Below are 24,917 nucleotides of genomic sequence, written 5' to 3'. Positions count from 1 at the left end.
GCTCAACGACCGGGCGCTTTCGCTGCTGGTGGAACAGGGGATTGCCGAACCGGGAGATCATGTCATTCTGACCCGGGGCGACCACATGAACGCCCACGGTGGAACCAATACCCTGAAGATACTCGAGGTAGGCCAGCCATGACCGATAGCCGTCCCCGGCGCAGCGTGCGCCGCACCCTGCCGGCACGCAAGCGCATCGCCCTGATCGCCCACGACGGCAAGAAGGCAGAGTTGATGGAGTGGGCCGAGCGCTGGCGCGATACCCTGGCCATGCACCAGCTGGTAGGCACCGGCACCACTGCCGGACGCCTCTCGGCCAGTCTCGGGCTCGAGGTGGAGGGATTGATGAGCGGCCCACTGGGCGGCGACCAACAGATCGGCGCGCGCATCACCGAGCAGCGTCTCGACCTGCTGATCTTCTTCTGGGACCCGTTCGCCCCTCAGCCCCACGATCCCGACGTCAAGGCATTGCTGCGCCTGGCAGCGCTGTGGAACGTGCCGGTGGCGTGCAATGCCGCCAGCGCCGACTTCCTGATCAGCTCGCCCTGGCTCGACAAGCCCTATGAAATGGCCATACCCGATGCCGATGCCTGGGTTGCCTCACGCAATCCGGAGTGAAGCGCAGGCCCGGCAGCGTAACCAGAACAACGCGTGACAGGCGGGCTCAAGCCCGCAAACCGTGCGAGGACACCATGTTCCAACTTACCCGCAGCGTCACCTGGCAGGCCCTCCAGCGGCTGCACCAAGCCACCGCCCAAGATCGCATCAGCGACTACTTCGCCGCCGACCCACAGCGTTTCGACAAGATGAGCCTGCGCGTCGGCGGGCTGTTCCTCGACTACTCCAAGCATCACGTCTCCGAGGCGGTACTGGCCAAGCTGCTCGAGCTGGCGGATCATTCGGCACTGGTCCAGCGCCGCGCCCAGATGTTCTCCGGCGACATCATCAACGTCACCGAGGATCGCCCGGTACTGCACACCGCCCTGCGCAACCTCGGCGAGGGGCCGCTGATGGTCGACGGCAAGGACGTGATGCCCGAGATCCAGCGCACCCGTGAGCAGATCAAGCAGTTCTCGGAGGCAGTGCGCAGCGGCGAATGGCGCGGCTATAGCGGCGAGCGCATTCGCGACGTGGTCAACATCGGTATCGGCGGCTCGGACCTCGGCCCCAACATGGCCTGCCGCGCGCTGCTCAAGTATCGTCAGGCCGACTTCAACTTCCACTTCGTCTCCAACGTCGACGGCGCCCATATCCAGAAGGTGCTGTCGCGCCTCGACCCGGCCACCACCCTGTTCATCGTCTCGACCAAGACCTTCTCCACCCAGGAGACGCTGCTCAACGCCAAGACCGCGCGACGCTGGTTCCTCGACAATGCCGGTGAGGGCGCCGATGTGGGCGCTCACTTCGTTGCCGCCTCGACCAACCGCAAGGCGGCCATGGAGTTCGGCATCCGTGAGGAGAACGTGTTCGAGTTCTGGGCCTGGGTCGGCGGGCGCTATTCGATGTGGTCCTCCATCGGCCTGCCGATCGCGCTCTCCATCGGCTTCGATGGCTTCATGGAGATGCTGGAAGGCGCCTACGCCATGGACCAGCACTTCATCGAGGCCCCCAACGCCCGCAACATGCCGGTGCTGATGGCGCTGATCGGCATCTGGTACATCAACTTCCACGGCGCCGAGACCCACGCCATCGTGCCCTACGACCAGGCACTGCATCAGTTGCCGGCCTTCCTGCAGCAGCTCGACATGGAGTCCAACGGCAAATCGGTGGACATCTTCGGCCATCCGGTGAACTACAAGACCGGGCCCATCGTGTGGGGCCAGACCGGCTCCAACGGCCAGCACGCCTTCTTCCAGCTGTTGCATCAGGGCACCCGCTACGTGCCGATCGACTTCATCGCCTCGCTCAAGCCCGAACCCGGGGTCGAGGAACACCACTTCGCCCTGCTCACCAACATGCTGGCCCAGGCCAACGCCTTCATGATGGGCAGCCAGGAAGGCAGCCAGCTCGACCCCTACAGTTGCCCCGGCAACCGTCCCTCCAGCGTGCTGCTGCTCGACGAGCTGACGCCACGCAACCTCGGTGCACTGATCGCGCTCTACGAGCACAAGGTATTCGTGCAGGGGGTGATCTGGAACATCAATTCCTTCGATCAGTGGGGGGTTCAGCTCGGCAAGCGCATCGCCGGCGAGATCAGCGAGCGCATCGACGAGCGCAGCCAGGAGTTCGATGCCTCGACCCAGGGCCTGCTGGCGCTGGTGCGCGAACACTTCCGCTCCGCCCCCGAGGCAGAAGAGCCCACCAAGGCCGGCAAAGAGGAAAACAAAGCGGAAAGGAAGACGGCGAAGGCTCGGCGCTGACAGCGCCGCCGGGAGTAGGCGTGGGCCCGTCAGCCGTGACGGGCCCGCACGAAGCGATCGCCCCACCAGGCCGCCGACAGCCACAGCGGCACGCTAAGCACGACGTAGAGCAGTGCCAGTCCGGGGCGGCCGCGTTCGAGCAGATGCAGCGTTTCCAGGCTGAACAGCGAGAAGGTGGTGAAACCGCCACAGAAACCGGCCACCAGGAACGGCTGCCAGCGCGCTATCCGCCCCCGGCTGCGATGGACGGCATGAGCGGTAAAGGCCGCGATCAGCCACGAACCGAGCAGGTTCACGGCGAGCGTGCCCCAGGGAAAGGCAGGGCCCAAGGCCGCCAGCGAGCCCAGCGACACCAGCCAGCGCAGCACGCTGCCCAGCGCACTGCCGACGCCGACCGCCACATAGCGCTGCCAACCGATCATGCCAGCCCCCTGGCCAGCCACCAGCCCAGCGCCGCCAATGCCAGTCCGGCGAAGAGCGTCGCCGTCACGCTGGCCAGCGCCGCTCGCCAACGCCCGCTCTGCCACAGGGTCAGGCTCTGCAGGCTCAACGAGGAGACGGTGGTATAACCCCCCAACAGCCCCACCACCAGCAGCGACCAGCCGACCGGCACCCCGGCCTCGTGCGCCATGCCGTACCAGCCGGCCACCGCGCCAGCCAGCAGCGCACCGCTGAGATTGACCACAAGCGTGCCCCAGGGAAACCCCGTGCCCGCCCACCGGGCCAGCAGGTCGGACACCGCCAACCTCGCCATACCGCCCAGTGCGCCCCCCATTGCCACGATCAGCAGCATCCCCATGTTCACGCGTATCCCCCAGCCCTAGCCGCTCGCCTGCCGATGCTAGCCGAGTCGGCAAGTGCAAACAAAAAAAGAAGCCATCCGGGGGGCGGATGGCCAAGGGGATGTAGAGCTTCGTTCAGGGAATCGCGCCCTGGGGAAGGGCGCAGATAAAATATGACACAAATTAATCTTTATGTACAATATCTGCACAACTAAATCGCCTCGATTCGTCCCCCAGGGCTTAACGCCTTATCATTAGCGAACGAAAGACACACCGTTCCCGCCGACACGCTCGAGATGGAGGTCACGCGTGATACCACACCGGTTTCTTCCTTGGCTGTTCGGCTGGCTGTTATTTGCCATGCTGGCCTCACCAGCCCTGGCCCAGCCTGCTGACAGCGCCGCCGTTCCTGCCCCGGAAGCCCTTGCCGACCTGCTCGAGAACGAGCAGACCCGCCAACAGTTGATCGACCATCTGCGGCGCCAGGCCGCCGCCGATCCGGCGTTGGCCGAGACCGACCCGGCGCCGGGCGAGATAACGCTGCCCCGCCAGCTGGCCGAACTGACCAGCCGCGTCGTCAGCGATATCGGTGGCGAAATACGCCACCTGTTCGAGGTGGTAGTGGCTCTCTTTTCGGCCGATACCGATGCCACCGCCTTCGATTGGGGCTATTTCGCCACGGCGGCGATCAACCTGGGACTGGTCATTCTCGCTACCTTTGCCCTGTTCCTGGTGTTCCGACGCTTGTCACGCCCCCTCTTCTCTCGCCTGAGCCAGTGGTCGCGGCAGGAGGGCAGCGGCCTCAATCCAACCATTCGCCTAGTGCTATGCGTGGTCTTCGCAGCGCTGGCCGACGCACTGGTAGTGGCGCTGGCCTACGTGGGCGGCAACCTGATCGCCACCTTCGCCATCGGCGAGACCGGCGAGCTTTCGACCCGTGCCTCGCTGTTCCTCAACGCCTTCCTGATCATCGAACTGATCAAGGCAGCCATGCGCATGCTGTTCTCTTCGCGCTATGAAGGCCTCCGGCTGCTGCCCATCTCGGCCGCAGAGGCTTCCTACTGGAATCGCTGGCTGGCACGCCTGGTCGGCCTGGTGGGCTATGGCCTGCTGGTCGTGGCGCCCTTGATCAGCGCCTACCTGTCCCCGGCAATGGGCCAGGCGGTCGGCGCCCTGATCATGTTCGCCGCCTTCTTCTACGCTGTGGCGGTGGTGTTCAAGAACCGCACCCGTATCCGCGACGAACTGAACCAGATGGCGGCTCGCGCCGATTTCACCGCCACTCGGATCTCGCTGCAGCTGTTCGCCCGCACCTGGCACCTGTTCGCCCTGGCCTACTTCCTGATGGTGCTGGTCCTGACCCTGACGCGCCCGGCGGACGCCCTGCCCTTCGTGCTCTTCGCCACGCTCAAGACCGTGGTCGTGGTGGTGGTCGGCATGCTGCTCTCCAGCCTGCTGACCCAGACCATCGGCCGGCGCATTCGCCTCTCCGACGATCTACGGCGCAAGCTGCCGCAGCTCGAACCACGGCTCAACAGCTACGTGCCCAATGCACTGCGAGTGGTGCGTACCGTGATCCTGGTCGCCGTGGTACTGCTGGTGCTCAATGCCTGGGGCGCTTTCAACCTGGGCGCCTGGTATGCCTCCGAGGCGGGGCGCAGCCTGATCGGCACCCTGGTCAGCGTGGCCATGATCCTGCTGCTGGCCATCGGCGTGTGGCTGGCCTTGGCCAGCCTGATCGAGCACAAGCTCAACCCGGAAACCGGCACCGGAGAGCCCGACGCCCGCGCCAAGACGCTGCTGACGCTGTTTCGCAACGCCCTGGCCATTGCCCTGATCACCATGACCGCGATGATCGTGCTGTCCGAGATCGGCATCAACATCGGCCCGCTGATCGCCGGTGCCGGTGTACTCGGCCTGGCCATTGGCTTCGGTGCCCAGAAGCTGGTGCAGGACATCATTACCGGCATCTTCATCCAGGTGGAGAATGCCATGAACACCGGCGATGTGGTCTCGGTGGGCGGCATCACCGGCACCGCCGAGCGGCTCAGCATTCGCTCAGTGGGCATTCGCGACCTCAACGGCACCTATCACATCGTGCCCTTTTCCAGTGTCGATACGGTTTCCAATTTCATGCGCGAGTTCGGTTACCACGTTGGTGAGTACGGTATCGCCTACCGCGAGAGCATCGACGAGGCGATCGTCGCCCTGCGCGAAGCCTTCGACGAGCTGGCCGCCGACGAAACCCACAAGATGAACATCCTCGCTCCGCTGGAAGTGGCCGGCGTGACCGGTCTGGGCGACAGCTCGGTGAACATTCGCGTGCGCATCAAGACCACGCCGGGCACCCAGTGGGGCGTGGGTCGCGCCTATAACCGTCTGGTCAAGCTCCACTTCGACGCCAAGGGCATCGAGATCCCCTTCCCGCATACCACGCTTTACTTCGGGCAGGACAAGGCCGGCTCGGCGCCGCCGGCCAACTTGCGGGTTATGCAGCAGGACTTCACCATCGACGGAAGTCCTGCAGGCCAGCCCAAGGCAGAGGACAGCCATATCGACGATCGTTACGACCCGCGCGCCAAGTCCGATCCGCCCCCCCGGGGCGATTACGACGAGGAGCGGGACTGACCCGCACCGGCCCGTCAACGACACCGCGTCCCGCATCCCCAACGCATCCCGTTGGGGATGCGCTTTTGTGAGGTCACTGTCGAGTCGATTATCCGCCGGCAGGAAGAATCGCGGGTCGTGCCTATACTGTTCCTGGGCACTGGCGAAGCGCTGCCCGCGTTCCGGCAGCAGCCCTCCATGCTTCGAAGGCGTTCAAGGGATGGGACTACCATGACAAGCAAACCGCAAGGCACCGCCTACGGCGCCTGGTTGCTGCTCGCGACCTCGCTCATTTCACTGATCCTCGCGGCAGCCGCCACGTTCAACGAAGGTAATGGCATTGCCTATACTCCAGGCACCTACCTGGTACTGGCCTCCACCACACTGATGCTCCTCGGCTCGCTGCTGCTGGCCCTGGCACGCGGCATGCCGCGCTGGCTGGACGGGCTGCTCACTTTCCTGTTGTTGCTCGACCTGCTGGGCACGGCCATGGCGGCCTACCTGCTGCAGGCCGAGTGGCTGCTCGCCTGCATGGGGGTCGGGCTGGTGGCCTGGCTCATCCATGTGATTGCCGATCCCGCCACGGGCAAGCGCGACCGCCACATGACGCAACGTCAGGAGGCCGCTTCATGACACGCCAGGACGTCATCGCCATTTTCGCCTCGCTGCTGCTGTCGGGCTGCATCGGCTACGCACAGGCGCAGGAGGACACCTCCACCGACGAGGAAGGTGGCCAGCCGCAGGGTATCACCGAGACTCAAGACGACGAGTCCGAACAGGATGCCAGCGCCGACGAAGCGCAAGCGGACGACACCGAAGATTCCTCGGTGACGCCGACCGGCCCCGGCGGGAGCGTCGATACTGGGCCTGCCGGTGAGGCACCCAGCGGCGACGGCGAAACCTCGCTGCCGCGACCGGGAGCGGATGCCTGGATGGAATCGCCGGATACCTGGGCGACGTTCAACGGCGACCTGCGCGCCCAGAAGTACTCCCCGGCCGACCAGATCACGCCCGAGAACGTGGGCGAACTCGAACAAGCCTGGGAGTACCATACCGGCGATGTCTCCGATGGCAGCGACGATGTGCCAATGTCGGTCTGGTCGGCCACGCCGCTGTTCGTCAACGACACGCTCTACCTGGGCACGCCCTTCTATCGCATCATCGCCCTGGACCCGGGCAGCGGCGAGGAGAAGTGGACCTTCGACCCCGAGGCGCGTCTCGAGGCCCTGACCCAGCCCAACATGAAGAATCGCGGCGTCGCCTACTGGCAGGCCGACGAGCCGCGGGAGGGCGAGGCCTGCCAGAAGATGGTCTATATCGGCACCATGGATGCCAAGCTCTACGGAGTCGATGCCGATACCGGAGAGCGCTGTGCCGACTTCGGCAACGACGGCATGGTCGACGTCGACCAGTGGAACACCGTCAACGACAAGTGGCCGCTATCGCTGTTGCAGCCGCCCACGGTCTATAACGATACGCTGTTTCTCGGCTGGGCCGGCAAGGACTGGACCGACGCCGTCGCGCCGCCCGGCACCGTCTTCGCCCTCGATGCGCGCACCGGCGAGCGGCGCTGGACGTTTCATGCCCTACCCGAGGAGGTCGTCGACCGGACCGGTACGGCCAACGTCTGGGCGTCGATGTCGCTCGACCCCGAGACCGGGCTCCTCTACATTCCGATCAGCTCGCCGAGCCCCAACTACTACGGCGGCGATCGCACCGAGGAGTTGCCTTTGGCGACCTCGGTCACGGCGCTTAACGCCGAAACCGGCGAGGTGGTGTGGAGCTGGCAACTCGTGCATCACGACATCTGGGATTATGACACCGTGGCGCCTCCCACCCTGGTCGACATCGAGAAGGACGGTGAGCGAGTGCCCGCCCTGGTCCAGCCCTCCAAGCAGGGCTTTCTGTTCGTGCTCAATCGCGAGACCGGCGAGCCGATCTATCCCATCGAGGAACGCGAAGTTCCCGCCTCGGATGTCGAGGGTGAAGAAGCCGCGCCGACCCAGCCGTTCGTCGACGTCCCCGAGCCGGTCATTCCCGACGAGTGGCCGGGGATCTCAAGGCTTGCCGACATGGTGGGTCTGGGCGAGTGCAGCCGCAAGGCCGAAGGGCTGCGCTACGAGGGCCGCTTCACGCCGCCCAGCCTCGAGGGAACCCTCGCCTACCCGCCGACGACCGGCGGCTCACAATGGGGCGGCGGCGCCGTCGATCCCGAGAGCGGCGTGTTCGTGATCAATTCCAACAGCGTGGTACAGATCTACCGCCTCATCCCGCGCGACGAGTTCGAGCAGTTGGAGCAGTCGGGCGAGACGGGCGGTTACTACGCCCAGGGCGACACGGCCTACGGCTTCCAGCTCGAGACGTTCCTCAACTGGGCGGGCATGCCGTGCTGGAAACCGCCCTACGGCACTCTTGCCGCCTACGACCTCACTACCGGCGAGCGGTTGTGGAACGAGCCGTTCGGTCAGGTGCAGAAGCATGGCTTCTACATGCCCGAATCATGGGGATCGGTCACCATCGGTGCGCCGGTGATCACCCGTTCGGGGCTGATCTTCATCGGCGCCTCGATGGACTCACGCGTGCGTGCGCTCGACCTGAAGAGCGGCGAGGTGCTGTGGAAGCATCTGGTGGATGCTCCCGCCGTCTCGATGCCGGCGGTCTATACCTACGAGGGCAAGCAGTACGTCACCTTCGCGGTGGGTGGCAACTCCATTCTACTGCCCAAGGTCAGCGATCAGGTGGTTGCCTTCGCCCTGCCAGATTGACGCTACGCTCCTGTCCATTGCGGTAGGCTGCGGTCGAGGCGACCCAACACCAGGCCGCTCGAAAACCGTTTTGCTCTTACATTTCCTCATATCCAAGTAACGAGTCCTATGCCATGATCAAGATTAAGGTATGAATGAATGCAAGGAGAAGAGCCGTGAAATTCAAACTCATCATGGTTTTTGTCGATCAGGATCGCATGGAAGACGTGCTAAATGCCGCACGTGACGTAGGAGCTACAGGAGCCACCGTTATTCACAATGCTCAAGGACAGGGTCTAAGGCGACACCTGACTTTTTTTGGTCTGGAATTCATGGGAGCGCGCAGTGTCGTGCTCATTCTTGCTGAGGAGAGCCGCTCTACCGCCATACTAAATTCGGTCACTCAAGCTGGCAGACTTGACGAGAGTTTGGAAACCGGCATTGCATTGGAACTGGACGTCAGCCGAACCAGAGGACTCAGTGAGCATATAAGAGAGCTCAAGAAATCGCCAACGAACCCTTAGCCCGCCTCAAACTCCCTCAGTTAAGCTCCGCTCGGCCTGCCGAAGGTCGTCCGGTAGGCCAAGCAGAACCACCACGTCTTCTTCCTGGAGCTCAGTATCCTCTGCAGGATAACGATAGCGTTGCTGTCCTCGCACTAACGCCGTCACCATGACCTCCTGCATTTCCGAAGCCAACTGCTTCAGCGTATGCCCGACAGCCGGGCTGCCTGCACTCAACTTTATGGCATGCAAGCGTTCAACATCAGCATCATCAGGTGTCGCCATTGCATCTAGCGTGCCGCGAAATAGCTCCCTAAGCATCGGGTAGCGGCTGGCACGTTGCTCCTGAAGATAACGGGTTACACGGTAAAGAGGCACCTGCAAGGCCAACAGAGAATGCGAGACCATCACCATTCCTGCTTCGAGGGTTTCGGGAATCACCTCCGTAGCCCCCGCCCGACGAAGCTCCTCTACCCCGCCCTCATCTCGCGTCCTTACGATAATAGGTAGAGACGGTTGGTGCTGCCGGATGAGCTGGATGGTTTTTACCGCAGCGGTACGGTCATCGTGAGTAATAACCACCAGCGTCGAGCTTGCCACGCTAGCCGACTCCAATACGATAGGATCGGCAGTGTCCCCATAATAGACCGGATGACCGGCCATGCGTGCCTCTCTCACGATGATAGGGTCCATATCAAACGCAATGAAGGAAATCGACTCAGCTTCCAGGAAACGGGCAACAACTTGGCCGGTTCGACCGTAGCCGCAAATCACCACATGACGGCCGCTAGCTGGCTGAAGCATAGAGACAGAGGGAAACTCGGGATCGGACGCTTCGTTCCCCAGGCGTCGATTCAACCAAGTGGATAGGGGCTGGTTGGCCTTGATGAGAAAGGGCGCAAGCACCATCGAAAAAAGTACCGATGTCAGCGCGATCTGTGCTGCAGCGCTGTCGATGATTCCCCCTTCCAACCCGATGGCGAGCAGCGCAAACCCGAACTCGCCTCCTACCGCCAGCACCATACCTGTACGCAGCGCCGTGGGTAGGTCCACACCAGAGTAACGAACAATCCCCGTAACCAGAAGTACCTTGCTACCCAGCAACAATAGTGTACCAAGCAGAGCTTCCAGCCAGATCTCAGGCAATGCGGCTGGCTCTATCAACATCCCTATACTAACGAAAAAAAGGCCCAGCAGGACATCTCGGAACGGACGTATTGTAGCTTCAACCTGATGGCGAAACTCGGTATCGCCCAATACCATACCCGCCAGGAACGCCCCGAATGCCATGGATAAGCCCAGCGATTGTGTCGTCCAGGCCGCTACTAGAGAGACGAAGAGCACAGTCAGGGTAAAGAGTTCAGCCGATCGGCGCTCCGCCACCAAGTGAAACAGCGGTTTCAGCAGATATCGTCCGGATAATAGCACGATGCCAAAAGCCAAACCCGCCTTCAGCAGAGCCATCCCCAGGGCCCCCGCGACTTCTTGCATGGCGGCCACCCCAAGCACCGGAATGACGACGACAAAAGGCACTGCGGTAATATCCTGAAACACTGACATGGTCGTCCCCAGTCGCCCATGTCTTGTCTGGTTTTCTCCTTGTTCCATCAGCTGCTTGGTGATAATGGTAGTGGATGACTGCGCGAATACGGCGCCTACCACAAAAGCTGCAGAAGCGGGCAAGCCTGACAGCCAGGCTATCAGACCGACAATCGCTGTCGTCAGCGCAACCTGAGCGGTGCCTAGCCCCAATATGGTGTGACGCAGCGCATAGATCTGCGGTAGCGAGAAACTCAGACCGATAGTGAAAAGAAGAAATACGATGCCAAACTCGGCAATGACCCGAATGCCTTGTTCTGCGACCACAGGCCCAGCTGTGTGGGAGCCGAGCATGACACCGACCAACAGGTAGGCCAGGCTCGGTGGGATACGCATGCGCTGAAACACCAGAACCACAAATACCGTACCGCCCAACAACAACAGCATTTGCACCAAGGTCTGCTCAAGCATGCCGCCACTTCTCCATACAGGCCACCCAAGTCCTCAATACTAACAGCAACGGCTCCTCACATACCTCAACCGACCACTGGGTAGGCCTCACCGCTGGAAGGAATGCGGCAGATATCGTTACGCAAGACCTGCGGGGATCTACCGCGCAGAAGCTCAATGGAAGCGGGCGCCTCCCCACAGACCTATCGATCGTCCAGGTTTCAGCTTGCCGCCTTAACCAAAATTCGTTACTCTAATCAACGCTTTAAAAGCGTCGCTCGAAAGCATGCCTGATCCCGAGGTTACATCTGACAAATCATTCTGCCAGGCCTCATAGTATGGACATACGGATGTGACACGCTGGCGGCGCTACCTTCGAGGCTTAGCGCATGGACACCATCAATTCTCTATTCTTGCTAGTCGGCCTGCTACTGGCGTTGAGCACGCTGGCCAGCCGGCTTTCATCGCTATTTGGCCTGCCCTTGCTGGTGCTCTTCTTGGGCTTGGGGATGCTGGCAGGAGAGGAAGGTATTCTCGGCATCCGCTTCGACGACTACTCTCTCGCCTTCATCATCGGCCACCTCGCGCTGGCACTGATCCTTCTCGACGGGGGCCTGCGCACCCGGCTTTCGACCTTTCGCGCTGCCTTCAAACCGGCGTTATCGCTGGCCTCTCTGGGGGTATTCTTTACCAGCGGCATCACCGGCCTGATTGCCATGTGGGTGTTCGGACTCAGCCTGACCGAGGGCCTGTTGATCGGCGCCATCGTCGGCTCCACCGATGCAGCCGCCGTCTTCTCGATGCTGAGCGGAAAAGGAGTCAACCTGAACGAGCGGGTGGGGGCGACGCTTGAAATCGAATCGGGTACCAACGACCCGATGGCAATCTTTCTCACCATTACCCTAATCGAACTGCTCGTAGGCGACATCGGCGGTGTGACCGAAACCACGCTCTTTTTTTTCCAGCAGTTCGGCCTGGGCGTAGCCATGGGAGTCGGGGGAGGCTGGCTGATCGCGCGTTTCATGCGCCGGGTTGGTCTAGAGCCCGGCCTCTACTCCCTGCTCGCTCTCGCCCTCGGTTTCTGCGTCTTCGGCCTAACCAGCGTCGCAGGGGGCAGCGGGTTCCTGGCCATCTATCTGGCCGGCCTGATGATCGGCAATCAACCGGGCAAGCATCTCAACTTCATTCTGCCCGTCAATGATGGTCTAGCGTGGCTCAGTCAGATCGGCTTGTTCCTGGTGCTGGGGCTGTTGGTCAATCCCAGCGACCTGCTCGAATACGCCCTGCCGGCCGCCGTCGTTGGGCTAGCGTTGATATTCGTGGCACGCCCGCTGGCCGTGGTACTTTCGATCAAGCCCTTCTTCAAGTTTCGCTGGCATGAAGTCGGTTTCATTTCCTGGGTTGGGCTCCGCGGCGCGGTGCCCGTCGTGCTGGCTATCTTTCCCGTCATCGGCGGGGTCGAAAATGCCTCGCTCTATTTCAACGCAGCCTTTGCCGTAGTGCTCATGTCACTGGTTATCCAGGGGGGCACCATTCCCTTGGTAGCACGCATGCTGAAGGTGGAGGTCCCCCCCGGGGTTTCGCCCGACCAGCGCGGTCCACTCGGCGTCTTGCCTGAAGACGACTATGAAATGTTCGTCTATCGCGTCGAGAACCCGACCCTGGACGATGTGCCAATTCGCATGCTGCGTTTTCCCTCTGGTGCGCTGATTTCGGCACTGTTCCGCGAGCGCAACATGCTTCACCCAAAAGGTAGCACTCGATTGCAACTGGGTGATGTGGTTTGCGTCATTGGCCGCAGCCACGACCTGCCGGCACTGAACAAGTTGTTCAGCGGAGAGAAGCGATTGAAGAAGGCTCAGGAATTCTTCGGTCCTTTCGTCATAGATGCCGAGGCCAGGATGGCGGATATTGCCAAGGCGTACGGGCTATCCGTCACCCCCGGAGAGGGTGATGTTTCCCTCGGAGATTTCATCGCCAAACGCGTGGGCGGCCATCCGGTGGTTGGCGACGACGTCAGCTGGCATGGGATACATTGGGTGGTCAGTGAAGTGGAGGGCGACAAGGTCGTCAAGGTGGGGGTGCGTTTTTATTAAGCCGGCCTACGGCTGTCTTAGATAGAGGTTTATTGCTAATGGAAAACAGCCGAGGGACGACACCCCCGGCTATCTTGCCCGGCTATCTTGCCCGGCTATCTTGGAATAGCGACCATTTAAGCCGGCCTACCCCGTCGAGCCCTGCTGCACTCCTTCTTCCGTTGGTTGCGGAAGCGAGGGCAGCGACTTGTCGAGCAGCTCGACGCTCTGGCGATAGTAGAGCTGGCTCTTGTTGTGCTCGCCCAGGTTGGCGTAGAGCCGCGCCAATTCGGCGCACACCACGCCGCTGGGACGCTGACGCTGGCTCGCCTCGAAGTACTCCTGGGCCTTGCCCCAATAGGCGTTGCGCAGCGCCAGGCGACCCAGGGTGAGCAGCAGGTCGGGGTCGTTGGGGCGCTCCTGCAGCCATTTCTCGGCATGCACCAGTTGGCGAGCTGGATCGACGTCGAGCAGGCCATAGCGCAGCACCAGGCGGCTGTCCCAGTGCTCCTTGAGCGAGTGGCGCAGCAGACGCTCGGCGATGCCCTCCTCGTTGCCGCGCACCAGCGCCTCGGCGTAGAGCACCACCAGCTCGACGTTGCCACGCAGCGCATCCGGCATATCGGCCCACAGGTTGCGGATACGCTCCACGTTGCCCGGGTCGCGCGCCTCGTGGACCAGCAGCTCCTTGTAGGCTCGCAGCTCCAACTGGTTGCGCTCCTGTGGCGAGATCAGCTGGCGCGACGCCAGGCGCGGCATCAGCCGGCGCAGGCCGTCCCAGTCGTTGACGCTGAGGTAGGCCTGTTTGAGCTGCTTGAGCACCTGGGGGTGGTTGGGCAACTGGCGATCGAGGCGGGTCAGGATCGCCAGCGCCTCCTCGTACTGCTGGCGGTCCAACATCAGTTGGACCTGCATCAACCCGACCGCGCTGTCGGCCCCTTCGGTGGAGAGATGAGCCCGCTTGAGCAGCGTATCGGCCTGCTCGTAGCGCCCTTGGTAGTGGGCCGCCAGCGCGGCGGAAAGATAGTTGACCAGCGGCGTGCTGGAATCGTCGGCGGCCTTGACCAGCGACTTTTCGGCACGCTTCCAGCGCCCCTCGGCCAGTGCCACCAAGCCACGCACGGTGCGCTTCATGGCGTTGCGATGACGGGTACGCCGGTTCCACACCTTGAGACGGCTGACAGGATGGCTCAGGCGCATGAGCAGGCGCAGGGCGAAGTGCAGGATCAGGAACACCGCCAGCAGTAACACCAGGCCGAACCAAAAGGAGGTCTGGTAGGAGGTGTCGCCCACCCGCACCAGCCAATAGCCGGGCACCGACACCATCAACTGGCCGAACAGCGCCCCCAGCGTCAGGCCGAGGAGAACGATCAGCAGCAGCTTTCTCATGCCTCATCTCCCCGGCCGCTGCGCGAACCGAAACGACGCTCGATGAATTCGGCCAGCGCCTGCTGGGAACCGCTGATGTCGGGCAACTCGGGCTGGATGTTCTCGCCCTGCAGCTGCTGGAGCCGCTCGACGACGGCCTGGACCTCGCGACGTTCGGTGTCGTAGTAGCCCTCGATCAGGGCCAGCGCCTTGTCGATGCTGGCCTCGTACAGCTCCTGCTCTTCCTTCAGCAGCGCCAGTTGAGCCTGCTCCAGAACCAAGCGTGCGCTCTGGCGCAGGTAGGACTCCTGCTCCGGTGTGATCAGCCCTTCCAGCGCCTCGTCATGGTGGCGAATGACGATCAGCTCCTTGAGTTCCTCGCCGAAGCGCGAGAGCTGCTCCTGCCAGCCACCGCTGGGCGCCTCTTCGATGCCGGAGCGCGCCGGGATTTCTTCAAGTTCGCGCGAGAGCGGCAACTGCGCCAGGCGCTGCTGCTGGGCGTCGAGCGCCAGATAGATACCGGTACGGTCGACCTGGGGCACGCCTTCGAGGATCGACAGCTCCGAGGCGATGGCGCGGCGAATGGAGAGCAGTGCCGGGTTGTCGGCCTCGTTCAGACGCGCGTCGGCGGTGCGCAGCAGTGCCGCGGCGCCTTCCACGTCGCGCTCGAGCTGCAGGCGCTGGTTGGCCAGACGCAACAGGTAGGCGGCCTCGGCGTGCAGCCACTCACGCTCGTCGGTGTCCTGCTCGCGGGAGAGCTCGTCGAGCACGCGATCGAGCGCCTCGTCGACCTCACTGCGATAGCTGGCGAACTCGCCCTGCATGGACTCGATCGCCGCGGCCAGCTCGGCATCGCGCTCCTGTTCGCCGCGCTCGAGCTGCCCGCGCAGGCTGTCGAGCTCATCGGCGGAAGCGGCATCGCCGGCGCGCTCCTCAAGCTGTGCCAGGCGCTGTTGCTGAGCATCGAGGCGTTCCCAGGCGTTCCAGGCGAAAAGCCCCGCGCCGATACCGAGGAACAGCACCAGGATCAGGGCCAGGACGCCAGCGGCGCGACCGCCGCCACCCTTGCCGTCGCCGCCAGAGGCCGGCAGAGTCGAGCCGCCACCGCCTCCCGGCGCCGCCGTCTTGGCCGTACTGTCGTCGGGCTTGCTCGCGCCCGAGGCCTTGCCCGTGGCGGCGGGCTTGTCGCCGGTGGCCGGCTTGTCACTGGCGGCCGGCTTGTCGCTACCGCTCTTGGCGGCAGCATCAGGCCCAGCGCTCTTTGGCTTCGCGGTATCGGATTCAGCGTTTTTCGACTTCGCAGCAGCGCCGGGACCGTCGCTGCCCTTGACCTCTCCCGGCGTGGCCGCGGATGTCGCAGGGGCAGACTTGCTCGAGCTTGCGGAGGCATCGGCGGACGCTGTCGGTGGCTTCTCATCGGCCTTGTCCGCGGCAGGCGCCGGCAACGGACTGCCGCTCCCCTGGGAGCGACGCTTGCCGCCGTCGCTGCCGGACTTGTCCTTGGCTCCGGCCTCGCGGCCCTTGTCGTCCTGGCCCTTTGCGGAAGGCGCCTTCTGTTCGTCCTGCTCGTTGCTCTGCTTGCTCATCTGTCGCTAGCCCTTTTCGAGATCGTCTTGATCGACATCGGCATCCTGCGGGTCACAGGCCGCGGCCACTGCGCAGGCGAGCGCCGCCGGCGTGGCTCCCGGCGCCACCACGGGAGTGCGAAACCCCAAATTATCGGCCAGTGTAGCCAACCGGCGACTGGACACGATTAGCGGTTGGTTCAAGGTGGCCCTGGTGCACCATCTTGCCAGATGTTCGAGGATTTCTCCGCTACTCACCACCAGCGCACGAAACTCGCCCCGGGCAAGGCAATCTTGCAGGGCGGGAGGGGGGGGCTGAAGGCGTCGCCGATAGAGCGCCAGCCGAGTCACTCTCGCACCGCGCGACGCCAAGGTATCGGCCAGCAGTGTACGACCGCCCTCACCGGCCACCAGCAGCACGCGCTGACCTTCGAGCGAGCGCAGCGAAGCGAGCTGTAGCAGCGCTTCGCTGGTATCTTCGCCGGCAGCGCCCGGTGGCACGCGCACGCGTATCCCAAGCCGCTCGTGCAGGGCCTCGGCGGTGGCTGCCCCCACCGCATACCAGGCCGTGCCCAGCGGCAGCTGCGGCCAGTAGCGATCCAGGGCGTGGTGAAGGCATTCGGCGGCGAAGGGGCTGATCACCACCACCTTGTGGAAGAGATCGAAGTCGAGCCACGCTCGACGCATCGCCGGGCTTTCCGGCAACGCTTTCAGTGCCATGGCGTCGAGGTTGGCCACCGGGAAGCCGGCGGCCTCGATGGCCGCCGCCAGGGCGACAGCCCGCTCGCCCGGTCGGCAGATCAGGACGGGAAGTCCGGCAACCATTCAGGCGCCGTAGACCTGCGCCAGGATCTCGCCGGCACCTCGTTCCAGCAGTTCCTCCGCCACCCGCACGCCCAGCGCTTCCGGTTCGTGGATCGAGCCGCGCCCCTCGGCGCGCAGCACCCTGGTGCCCTCGGGGTTGCCCACCAGCGCGCGCAGCCACAGCGTCTGACCGTCGTTCTCGAAGGTGGCGTAGCCACCGATCGGCACCTGACAACCCCCTTCCAGGCGGGTATTCATGGCCCGCTCGGCACGCACCCGGGTGGCGGTGGCGGGATCGTCCAGCGGCGCCAACAGCGAAATCAGCTCCGGGTCGTTGATGCGACACTCGATACCCAGCGCCCCCTGGCCACAGGCTGGCAGGCACACTTCGGGAGGCAGTTCCTGGGCTATGCGTTCGCCAAGCCCCAGGCGCTTGAGCCCCGAAGTGGCCAGGATGATGGCGTCGAACTCGCCGGCGTCGAGCTTGGCCAGGCGGGTCTGGACGTTGCCGCGCAGGGTGAGGATTTCCAGGTCGGGGCGCTGCTCGCGCATCTGCAGGCCACGGCGCAGGCTGGAAGTGCCGATGCGCGCTCCTTCGGGCAGCTCGTCGAGCGAGCCGTGGTGGTTGGAGACGAAGGCGTCGGTGGGCTCGGCCCCGGCGAAGATCACCGACAGGCCAAGGCCCTCCGGAAAGTGCATGGGCACGTCCTTCATCGAGTGCACGGCGATATCGGCGCGACCGTCGAGGATCGCCTCCTCCAGTTCCTTGACGAACAACCCCTTGCCGCCGATCTTCGCCAGCGGCGTATCGAGAATCTTGTCGCCGCGGGTGGAGAGTGCGACCAATTCCACCTCGAGTCCCGGATGCTCGGCCATGAGCAGGTCGCGAACGTGTTCGGCCTGCCACATGGCCAGTAGACTCTTGCGCGTGGCAATGCGCAGCGTAGTGTTGGATCGCACGTGGTCCTCCCCTGCAGCGGGCCCGGACGGCCCCTGCTCAGTTGTAGTTGCCGCGACATTATCGGTCACGGCCGGTAGACGGTCATTGACGTTCATCATAAAGCACCGCGCCAGGCAGGAAAAATTGACCGCTCCGCCTTGCCCTGCCGCCCTCGCCAGCCACGCCGACTCTGGTACACTGCAAGACCTGACTCCGCCGCCTCGCGCGGTTTCCCGAGAACGCCACAGCACGCAACACGCAGGATGCCCACGCCGATGAGCTCTAGTCCCACAAACCCCGGCACCAACCAGTCCTGGGGCGGTCGCTTCAGCGAACCCACCGATGCCTTCGTCGAACGTTTCACCGCTTCGGTCGACTTCGACCGGCGCCTGGCCCTGCAGGACATCCAGGGCTCCATCGCCCACGCCACCATGCTGGCCCGGGTGGGCGTGCTCAGCGACGACGAGCGCGATGCCATCGTCGCGGGGCTGACCGAGATCCGCGGCGAGATCGAACGCGGCGAGTTCCAGTGGTCGGTAAAGCTCGAGGACGTGCACATGAACGTCGAGGCGAGCCTGACCGAGAAGATCGGCATCACCGGCAAGAAGCTGCACACCGGGCGCTCGCGCAACGACCAGGTGGCCACCGACATTCGCCTGTTCCTGCGCGACGAGATCGACGTGGTCGAGGCGGAGCTCAAGCGCCTGCGCGAAGGACTGATCGCGCTCGCCGAGCGCGAGGCCGATACCATCATGCCCGGCTTCACACACCTGCAGACCGCCCAGCCGGTCACCTTCGGCCACCACCTGCTGGCCTGGCACGAGATGCTCGCCCGCGATCACGAGCGGCTGCTCGACTGCCGCCGCCGGGTCAACGTGATGCCGCTGGGCGCCGCGGCCCTCGCCGGCACCACCTACCCCATCGACCGCCACGTCACCGCCGAGCTACTGGGCTTCGAGCGCCCCACCGAGAACTCGCTCGACGCGGTGAGCGACCGCGACTTCGCCATCGAATTCGCCAGCTTCGCCAGCATCCTACTGATGCATCTGTCGCGCATGAGCGAGGAACTGGTGCTGTGGACCAGCGCCCAGTTCGACTTCATCGACCTGCCCGACCGCTTCTGCACCGGCTCCTCGATCATGCCGCAGAAGAAGAACCCCGACGTGCCCGAGCTGGTGCGCGGCAAGACCGGGCGCGTCTACGGCCACCTGATGGGCCTGCTGACGCTGATGAAGTCGCAGCCGCTGGCTTACAACAAGGACAATCAGGAGGACAAGGAGCCGCTGTTCGACACCCTCGACACGGTACGCGACTGCCTCAAGGCGTTCGCCGACATGGTGCCGGCCATCGAGGCGCGCAAGGCAAACATGTACGAAGCCGCCCGCCGCGGCTTCTCCACCGCCACCGACCTCGCCGACTACCTGGTACGCCGCGGCGTGGCCTTTCGTGACGCCCACGAGATCGTCGGCCAGTCGGTGGCCTTCGGCATTCGCAAGAAGAAGGACCTCTCCGAGATGAGTCTCGACGAGCTGCGCCAGTTCTCCGACGTGATCGAGGCCGATGTCTTCGAGGTGCTGACGCTGGAGGGCTCGGTGGCGGCGCGCAATCACATCGGCGGTACCGCCCCGGACCAGGTGCGTGCTGCGGCAAACCGCGCCCGCGAGGCCCTGGCGAACCTGGGCCGCTGACCATGCACATGGCGATCACGGGAGCGATACGCATGACACGCCCGCTGGCGCTGGCCGCGCTGGCGCTCATGCTGTTGACCGGCTGCGGCCAGAAGGGGCCGCTCTACCTGCCCGATGACGCAGCCGCCGAGGAACGCTACGGCGGCGCGACAGCGCAGCAGGAGCGGACCAACAACGACGCCGACGAGGACACAGACTGAACCATGGATCACTTCGAATATCGCGACGGCGTTCTCTACGGCGAGGAAGTCCCGTTGACGCAGGTGGCCGAGGCGGTCGGTACACCCTGCTACGTTTACTCCAAGGCCACCCTGACGCGCCACTTTCGCGCCTATACCGAGGCGTTGGGCAGTCACCCCCACCTGATCTGCTACGCGGTGAAGGCCAACTCCAATCTGGCCGTGCTGGGCCTGCTGGCGCGCCTGGGCGCCGGTTTCGACATCGTCTCGGTGGGCGAGCTCGAGCGCGTGCTGGCCGCCGGCGGCAACCCGGCCAAGGTGGTGTTCTCCGGCGTGGCCAAGCAGGAAAGCGAGATGGCCCGGGCGCTCCAAGTCGGCATCAAGTGCTTCAACGTCGAGTCGCGCCCCGAACTGGAACGGCTCAACGCCGTGGCCGAACGACTGGGCCAGGTGGCGCCGGTATCGCTGCGGGTCAATCCCGACGTCGACGCCGGCACTCACCCCTACATTTCCACCGGGCTCAAGGACAACAAGTTCGGCATCCCGGTGGACGAGGCGCTCGAGGTCTACGAACTGGCCGCCCGCCTGCCGGGCGTGAAGGTCGTCGGCCTGGACTGCCATATCGGCTCGCAGCTCACCGAACTCGCCCCCTTCCTCGACGCCCTGGATCGCCTGCTGGTGCTGCTCGAGCGCCTGCGCGAGCGCGGCATCAGCGTGGAGCATCTCGACCTGGGCGGTGGACTTGGCGTGCCCTACCATGGCGAGCGCCCACCGCAGCCCTTCGACTACGCCGCCTCGCTGCTCGAGCGACTCGCCCGCTGGGAACACGGTGCCGGCCTGACCCTGCTGTTCGAGCCGGGGCGCTCGATCGCCGCCAACGCCGGCGTGCTGCTGACCCGGATCGAATTCCTCAAGCCCGGTGAAACCAAGAACTTCGCCATCGTCGACGCCGGCATGAACGACCTGATCCGGCCTTCGCTCTATCAGGCCTGGCAGGCGATCATCCCGGTGGATACCCGTCACGTACGCGAGCGCGCCACCTACGACGTGGTCGGCCCGGTCTGCGAGACCGGCGACTTCCTGGGCAAGGAGCGCGAGCTGGAGATCGGCCCCGGCGACCTGCTGGCGGTACGCTCCGCCGGTGCCTACGGTTTTGTCATGGCCTCCAACTACAATAGCCGGCCGCGCCCCGCCGAAGTCATGGTGGATGGCGAAACCTTCCATGTGGTGCGCCGCCGCGAGACCATCGAGGCGCTGTGGGCCGGCGAATCGCTGCTGCCCAACACGACTGCGGGAACGAACGGAGAGAGGCGCTGATGCTGCTGCACTTCACCAAGATGCATGGCCTCGGCAACGACTTCATGGTGATCGACCTGATCACCCAGCGGGCACGCCTGCGCGACGAACAGGTCCGCCAGCTTGCCGACCGCCGCTTCGGTGTGGGCTTCGACCAGCTGCTGGTGGTCGAGCCGCCGCGCGACCCCGACATGGATTTCCGCTACCGGATCTTCAACGCCGACGGTAGCGAGGTGGAAAACTGCGGCAACGGCGCGCGCTGCTTCGCCCGCTTCGTACTCGACCAGCGCCTGACTCACAAGCGCGAGATCCGCGTAGAAACGGCGGGCGGCCCGCTGACGCTCAAGGTGAATGACGACGATCAGGTCACGGTGGACATGGGCGCCCCGCGCTTCTCGCCAGCGACACTGCCCTTCGATGCCACGGAGGATCGTCCGCTACACGCTCTCGAGGTCGACGGCGAAACCTACGAGATCGGCGCCGTCTCCATGGGCAACCCCCACGCGGTGCTGCGGGTCAGGAGCGTCGATTCCGCTCCGGTCGAGCGTCTCGGCCCAGCCATCGAGGCCCACCCTCGCTTCCCCCGCCGCGTCAATGTCGGCTTCATGCAGGTGGTCTCCCCCCACGAGATCCACCTGCGAGTCTTCGAGCGCGGCAGCGGCGAGACCCTGGCCTGCGGCACCGGCGCCTGCGCTGCAGTGGCCAGCGGCATTCGCCAAGGCCTGTTACAGAGTCCGGTCACGGTCCATCTGCGCGGCGGCGACCTGCGCATCGAGTGGCCCGGCGAGGAGGCGCCGCTGATGATGACCGGCCCCGCCGAACGCGTTTTCGAAGGGCGTATTGCCCTGGCCTGAGCTGTCGGGCCCACCCGAACCGAAGGAGTCATGCATGACCCGAGCCGTCCCCGAACCGCGCAAGACCCTAGATCCGGATCGGGTCGCCGAGTGGCTGGCCCGCCATCCGGACTTCTTCGTCGGTCGTGAAGGGCTGCTGCAGCAGCTCAAGGTGCCTCATCCCGAGGCGCATGGCACCACCTCGCTGCTGGAGCGCCTGGTCTACGACCTGCGCCGGCGGGCGGAGCAGGCCGAATGGCGGCTGGAGCAGCTGCTGGAATCGGCGCGTCACAACGAAGTGCAGTATCGCCGCACCCGCGAGCTGGTGCTGGCGCTGCTGGAAGCCGAGGATGCCGACGCCCTGGGTCAGGCGCTGGCCACGCAGATGGCCGAGCGCTTCCAGATCCCAGCCGTGGCGCTGTGGTGTCCGGGCCAGCTCACCGACAGCGAACCGCTGCCGCCACAGCCACCGCGCCATGTGCTCGACGAGCATGTCGGCGTGCGCCTGGCCGCCCTGCTCGACGGCCGCAGCAGCCGCTGCACCCGGCTCACGCCCACCGACTGGGGGCGCCTGCTGCCCCACGCTCGGCCGCCGCGCCAGGCCGGCTCCTGCGCTCTGGCCCGCCTGACCCTGGGCGAGCCGATGGGCTATCTGGTGCTGGCCAGCCCCGATCCCGACCACTTCCGTGCCAGCATGGACACGCTATTCACCGAATACCTCGGCGATGTGCTGGCACGGCTGCTGGTGCGCCACGCCCCAGCACCACACGACTGCCCCCCATCCCATGGCTGACGACCCGTTGCGCCGGCAGCTCGATGCCTGCCTGGAGAAACTGGCACGAACCGCCAGCCCGGCGACACTGAGCGCCTACCGCCGCGACCTCGAAGCGCTGGCGGAATTCCTGGCCACACGCGGCATTGCCGACGGCGCCGAGCTGGATGTCGGTCTGGTGCGCCGTTTCCTCGGCGCCGAACGCAGCCGCGGCCTGGCGCCACGCAGCCTGGCGCGGCGCAGGGCGGCCATCTCGCACTTCGCCAGCTTTCTGGTGAGCGCGGGCGTGCTCGAACACAATCCCGCCGAGCTGGTACCCACCCCACGCCAGGGCGCCTATCTGCCCAAACCGCTGGATGTGGACCAGCTCACCCGGCTGCTCGACACTCCGCATGACGGCTCGCCGCTGGCACACCGCGACCAGGCCATGCTGGAGCTGTTCTACTCCAGCGGCCTGCGTCTGGCGGAGCTGGCCGGCCTCGACCTCGACGACCTGGAGCCACGCCGTGTGCGGGTGCTCGGCAAGGGCAGCAAGCCGCGCCAGGTGCCGGTGGGGCGCAGCGCACGGCGCGCCCTGGAGGCCTGGCTAGCCTGCCGCTCCGCTCTGGCCGCGCCGGGGGAGCCGGCACTGTTCGTGGGCAAGCGCGGCCAACGACTCGGCCACCGTGCCATCCAGAAGCGGCTTACCGAACTGGCCCGCCACCGCGGCCTGCCCGAGCACCTGCATCCGCACCGCTTGCGCCACTCCTTCGCCAGCCACCTGCTGGAGTCGAGTCAGGACCTGCGCGCAGTGCAGGAGCTGCTGGGACACGCCAACCTCTCGACCACCCAGGTCTACACCAAGCTCGACTGGCAGCACCTGGCGGCGAGCTACGACGCCGCTCATCCCCGGGCTCGCCGACGTCGCGACGACAACCACGATACCGACCATGGCTGAATCACTGCCGCTCCAGGCCATCACCTTCGACCTCGACGACACCCTGTGGGACAACCACGGCGTGATGGTGGCCACCGAAACCGGTCACTACGCCTGGCTCGACCGCGAACTCAGCGGCTGGCTGCAGGCGCGTGGGCGCTCCGCCTCGCCACGCTTCAGCGAACGCTTCCCGCTTGCGAGCTTCGAGCAGCACCGCCGCGTGCTGGCACGCACACATCCGCTGCATCGTGGCGATTTCACCTGGCTACGCGAACGCGCGCTCACGGAAATGCTGGGAGAATATGGCCTCGATCCAGCCTCGGCGCGGCTGTGGGCCGGCGCGGCGATGGAGCGCTTCATGGAGCTGCGCCACCGGGTCACGCCATACCCGGAGGTGGAGCCACTGCTGACGGAGCTGGGCCGGCGCTATCGCCTGGCCAGCATCACCAATGGCAACGTGGCGGTGCAGCGCCTGGCGCTCGGCCGCCACTTCCGGGTGGCCATCGCCGCCGGGGAAATGCTGGCACCGAAGCCCGACCCGCGTCCATTTCTCGCGGCGCTGGCACGGCTGGGCGTCTCACCCGCCCGCACGCTGCACGTCGGCGACTCCTGGCGCGAGGACGTCGAGCCGGCTCGGCGCCTGGGCATGCGGGTGGCCTGGATCTCGCCCCATGTGGACGACTCGCCGATGCCGCCCGGGATCCACCGCCTCGATCACGTACGCGAGCTACGCGCCCTGCTGCGGCAACTGGGCCTGGGGCGATCCTAGGCGTCGTCGGGCTCGGCCAGCCAGGTGTCCAGCCTCGCACAGGCCTCGTCGACCCCCTCGCGCTTGAGCGACGAGAACAGCTGCAGCGTCACCAGGTCTTCCCACTCGCGCAGGCGGCTGCGTACCTGCTGCAGGGCGTTCTTGGCCGCACCGGACTTCAGCTTGTCGGCCTTGGTCAGCAGAATATGCACCGGCATGTCCTGGTCGTCGGCCCAGCCCAGCAGGGTCTGGTCGAACTCGGTCAGCGGATGGCGCACGTCCATCACCAGCACCAGACCGCGCAGCGAGCGCCGCCCTTGAAGGTACTCGGCCAGGTGGCGCTGCCACTCGAGCTTGACCGCCTCCGGCACCTTGGCATAGCCGTAGCCGGGCAGGTCGACCAGGCGGCGGCCGGTGTCGTCGCCCAGCGAAAAGAAGTTGATCAACTGAGTGCGACCCGGCGTGCGCGAGGTGCGCGCCAGCGCCTTCTGTCGGGTCAGGGTGTTGATCGCGCTCGACTTGCCGGCGTTCGAGCGCCCGGCGAAGGCGACCTCGGCCCCTTCGTCGGCAGGGCACTGGGCCAGCGTGGGCGCGCTGGTCAGGAAGCGCGCGGTCTGGTAGTTCAATCGGGTCATGGCCTAACATCCTGCCAAAGAAGATCAAGGGGGCACCGTGGGGTTCTTGACCTGCATTTCCGATGCCGGCTTGTTTCGTTATAATGCGATGTCTTTTGTCTGCGACCTGGGCG

22 protein-coding genes and 1 pseudogene are annotated in these 24,917 nt (G+C 64.9%); 15 read left to right on the top strand and 8 right to left on the bottom strand.

The window, feature by feature from the left end; genetic code table 11:
• The 3 genes from HOP51_RS01895 to pgi all read left to right on the top strand — a co-directional run.
• Positions 1-142: pyruvate kinase alpha/beta domain-containing protein (locus HOP51_RS01895; protein ID WP_234272256.1), on the top strand; the 142-nt coding region annotated here is incomplete at its 5' end.
• A complete protein-coding gene (locus HOP51_RS01890) occupies positions 139-618 on the top strand; it encodes a methylglyoxal synthase (protein WP_234272241.1) in 480 nt (159 codons plus the stop codon). The genes HOP51_RS01895 and HOP51_RS01890, both read left to right, overlap by 4 nt.
• Before the next feature lie 74 nt (positions 619-692).
• Positions 693-2,360: a glucose-6-phosphate isomerase gene (pgi, locus tag HOP51_RS01885; protein WP_234272240.1), complete on the top strand. Its 1,668-nt coding sequence runs from the start codon at positions 693-695 to the stop codon at positions 2,358-2,360.
• Positions 2,361-2,389: 29 nt separating this feature from the next.
• Here the strand turns inward: pgi and crcB are convergent, their stop codons facing one another.
• Both crcB and HOP51_RS01875 read right to left on the bottom strand, forming a co-directional pair.
• Positions 2,390-2,782, bottom strand: coding sequence for a fluoride efflux transporter CrcB (gene crcB / locus HOP51_RS01880; RefSeq protein ID WP_234272239.1), 393 nt, complete (start codon positions 2,780-2,782; stop codon positions 2,390-2,392).
• Positions 2,779-3,159: a fluoride efflux transporter FluC gene (locus tag HOP51_RS01875; RefSeq protein WP_234272255.1), complete on the bottom strand. Its 381-nt coding sequence runs from the start codon at positions 3,157-3,159 to the stop codon at positions 2,779-2,781. Before HOP51_RS01875 ends, crcB begins: the two co-directional genes overlap by 4 nt.
• A gap of 343 nt (positions 3,160-3,502) precedes the next feature.
• Between HOP51_RS01875 and ybiO the strand changes: the two genes are divergently transcribed.
• From ybiO to HOP51_RS01855, 4 genes are all read left to right on the top strand, one after another.
• A complete protein-coding gene (ybiO, locus tag HOP51_RS01870) occupies positions 3,503-5,770 on the top strand; it encodes a mechanosensitive channel protein (protein ID WP_267957577.1) in 2,268 nt (755 codons plus the stop codon).
• A gap of 210 nt (positions 5,771-5,980) precedes the next feature.
• Complete coding sequence (locus HOP51_RS01865) at positions 5,981-6,382, top strand: hypothetical protein (protein WP_234272237.1); 402 nt, start codon at positions 5,981-5,983, stop codon at positions 6,380-6,382.
• Positions 6,379-8,514, top strand: coding sequence for a pyrroloquinoline quinone-dependent dehydrogenase (locus HOP51_RS01860; protein WP_234272236.1), 2,136 nt, complete (start codon positions 6,379-6,381; stop codon positions 8,512-8,514). The genes HOP51_RS01865 and HOP51_RS01860 overlap by 4 nt, the downstream gene beginning before the upstream one ends.
• A gap of 155 nt (positions 8,515-8,669) precedes the next feature.
• Positions 8,670-9,017: a P-II family nitrogen regulator gene (locus HOP51_RS01855; protein WP_234272235.1), complete on the top strand. Its 348-nt coding sequence runs from the start codon at positions 8,670-8,672 to the stop codon at positions 9,015-9,017.
• A 6-nt stretch (positions 9,018-9,023) separates the two neighbouring features.
• Here HOP51_RS01855 and HOP51_RS01850 read toward each other — a convergent pair whose 3' ends face one another.
• Positions 9,024-11,006, bottom strand: a complete 1,983-nt coding sequence (locus tag HOP51_RS01850) for a cation:proton antiporter domain-containing protein (RefSeq protein WP_234272234.1) — start codon at positions 11,004-11,006, stop codon at positions 9,024-9,026.
• A 368-nt stretch (positions 11,007-11,374) separates the two neighbouring features.
• Here HOP51_RS01850 and HOP51_RS01845 point away from each other — a divergent pair, with 368 nt between their 5' ends.
• Positions 11,375-13,081, top strand: a complete 1,707-nt coding sequence (locus HOP51_RS01845; RefSeq protein ID WP_234272233.1) for a potassium/proton antiporter — start codon at positions 11,375-11,377, stop codon at positions 13,079-13,081.
• Positions 13,082-13,207: 126 nt separating this feature from the next.
• On the opposite strand, the gene HOP51_RS01840 is transcribed toward HOP51_RS01845, so the two are convergent.
• The 4 genes from HOP51_RS01840 to hemC are packed head-to-tail and all read right to left on the bottom strand — an operon-like array spanning position 13,208 to position 17,757.
• Positions 13,208-14,449, bottom strand: coding sequence for a heme biosynthesis HemY N-terminal domain-containing protein (locus HOP51_RS01840; RefSeq protein WP_234272232.1), 1,242 nt, complete (start codon positions 14,447-14,449; stop codon positions 13,208-13,210).
• Positions 14,446-16,014 carry a uroporphyrinogen-III C-methyltransferase gene (locus tag HOP51_RS01835; RefSeq protein ID WP_234272231.1) on the bottom strand — a complete coding sequence of 523 codons (1,569 nt, stop codon included), beginning with the start codon at positions 16,012-16,014 and terminating at the stop codon, positions 14,446-14,448. Before HOP51_RS01835 ends, HOP51_RS01840 begins: the two co-directional genes overlap by 4 nt.
• Positions 16,015-16,020: 6 nt before the next feature.
• Positions 16,021-16,818: a uroporphyrinogen-III synthase gene (locus HOP51_RS01830; protein ID WP_234272230.1), complete on the bottom strand. Its 798-nt coding sequence runs from the start codon at positions 16,816-16,818 to the stop codon at positions 16,021-16,023.
• A complete protein-coding gene (gene hemC, locus HOP51_RS01825; RefSeq protein ID WP_234272229.1) occupies positions 16,819-17,757 on the bottom strand; it encodes a hydroxymethylbilane synthase in 939 nt (312 codons plus the stop codon).
• Between the two features lie 255 nt (positions 17,758-18,012).
• On the opposite strand from hemC, the gene argH reads away from it, so the two are divergent.
• The 7 genes and pseudogenes from argH to HOP51_RS01790 all read left to right on the top strand — a co-directional run bounded on the left by argH (position 18,013) and on the right by HOP51_RS01790 (position 24,190).
• Positions 18,013-19,425 (top strand): argininosuccinate lyase, encoded by a 1,413-nt coding sequence (gene argH, locus HOP51_RS01820; RefSeq protein ID WP_234272228.1) that lies wholly within the window; start codon positions 18,013-18,015, stop codon positions 19,423-19,425.
• A gap of 32 nt (positions 19,426-19,457) precedes the next feature.
• Positions 19,458-19,568: pseudogene (lptM, locus tag HOP51_RS21140) on the top strand (LPS translocon maturation chaperone LptM); the annotation flags it as partial.
• A 60-nt stretch (positions 19,569-19,628) separates the two neighbouring features.
• Complete coding sequence (lysA, locus tag HOP51_RS01810) at positions 19,629-20,921, top strand: diaminopimelate decarboxylase (RefSeq protein WP_234272226.1); 1,293 nt, start codon at positions 19,629-19,631, stop codon at positions 20,919-20,921.
• Positions 20,921-21,754 (top strand): diaminopimelate epimerase, encoded by an 834-nt coding sequence (dapF, locus tag HOP51_RS01805; RefSeq protein WP_234272225.1) that lies wholly within the window; start codon positions 20,921-20,923, stop codon positions 21,752-21,754. The genes lysA and dapF overlap by 1 nt, the downstream gene beginning before the upstream one ends.
• Positions 21,755-21,788: 34 nt before the next feature.
• Complete coding sequence (locus HOP51_RS01800; protein ID WP_234272224.1) at positions 21,789-22,526, top strand: DUF484 family protein; 738 nt, start codon at positions 21,789-21,791, stop codon at positions 22,524-22,526.
• A complete protein-coding gene (locus tag HOP51_RS01795) occupies positions 22,519-23,442 on the top strand; it encodes a tyrosine recombinase XerC (RefSeq protein ID WP_234272223.1) in 924 nt (307 codons plus the stop codon). Before HOP51_RS01800 ends, HOP51_RS01795 begins: the two co-directional genes overlap by 8 nt.
• Entirely contained in the window at positions 23,435-24,190 is a 756-nt protein-coding gene (locus HOP51_RS01790) for an HAD family hydrolase (protein ID WP_234272222.1), read from the top strand. Before HOP51_RS01795 ends, HOP51_RS01790 begins: the two co-directional genes overlap by 8 nt.
• Here the strand turns inward: HOP51_RS01790 and yihA are convergent.
• Entirely contained in the window at positions 24,187-24,804 is a 618-nt protein-coding gene (gene yihA, locus HOP51_RS01785) for a ribosome biogenesis GTP-binding protein YihA/YsxC (protein ID WP_234272221.1), read from the bottom strand. The genes HOP51_RS01790 and yihA overlap by 4 nt on opposite strands.
• Between the last annotated feature and the right edge of the window lie 113 nt (positions 24,805-24,917).

Source organism: Billgrantia zhangzhouensis, from assembly GCF_021404465.1.
Taxonomy (GTDB): domain Bacteria; phylum Pseudomonadota; class Gammaproteobacteria; order Pseudomonadales; family Halomonadaceae; genus Halomonas; species Halomonas zhangzhouensis.
The sequence above is the reverse complement of the archived record's forward strand: the minus strand, read 5'-3'. Positions and strand labels throughout refer to the sequence as shown.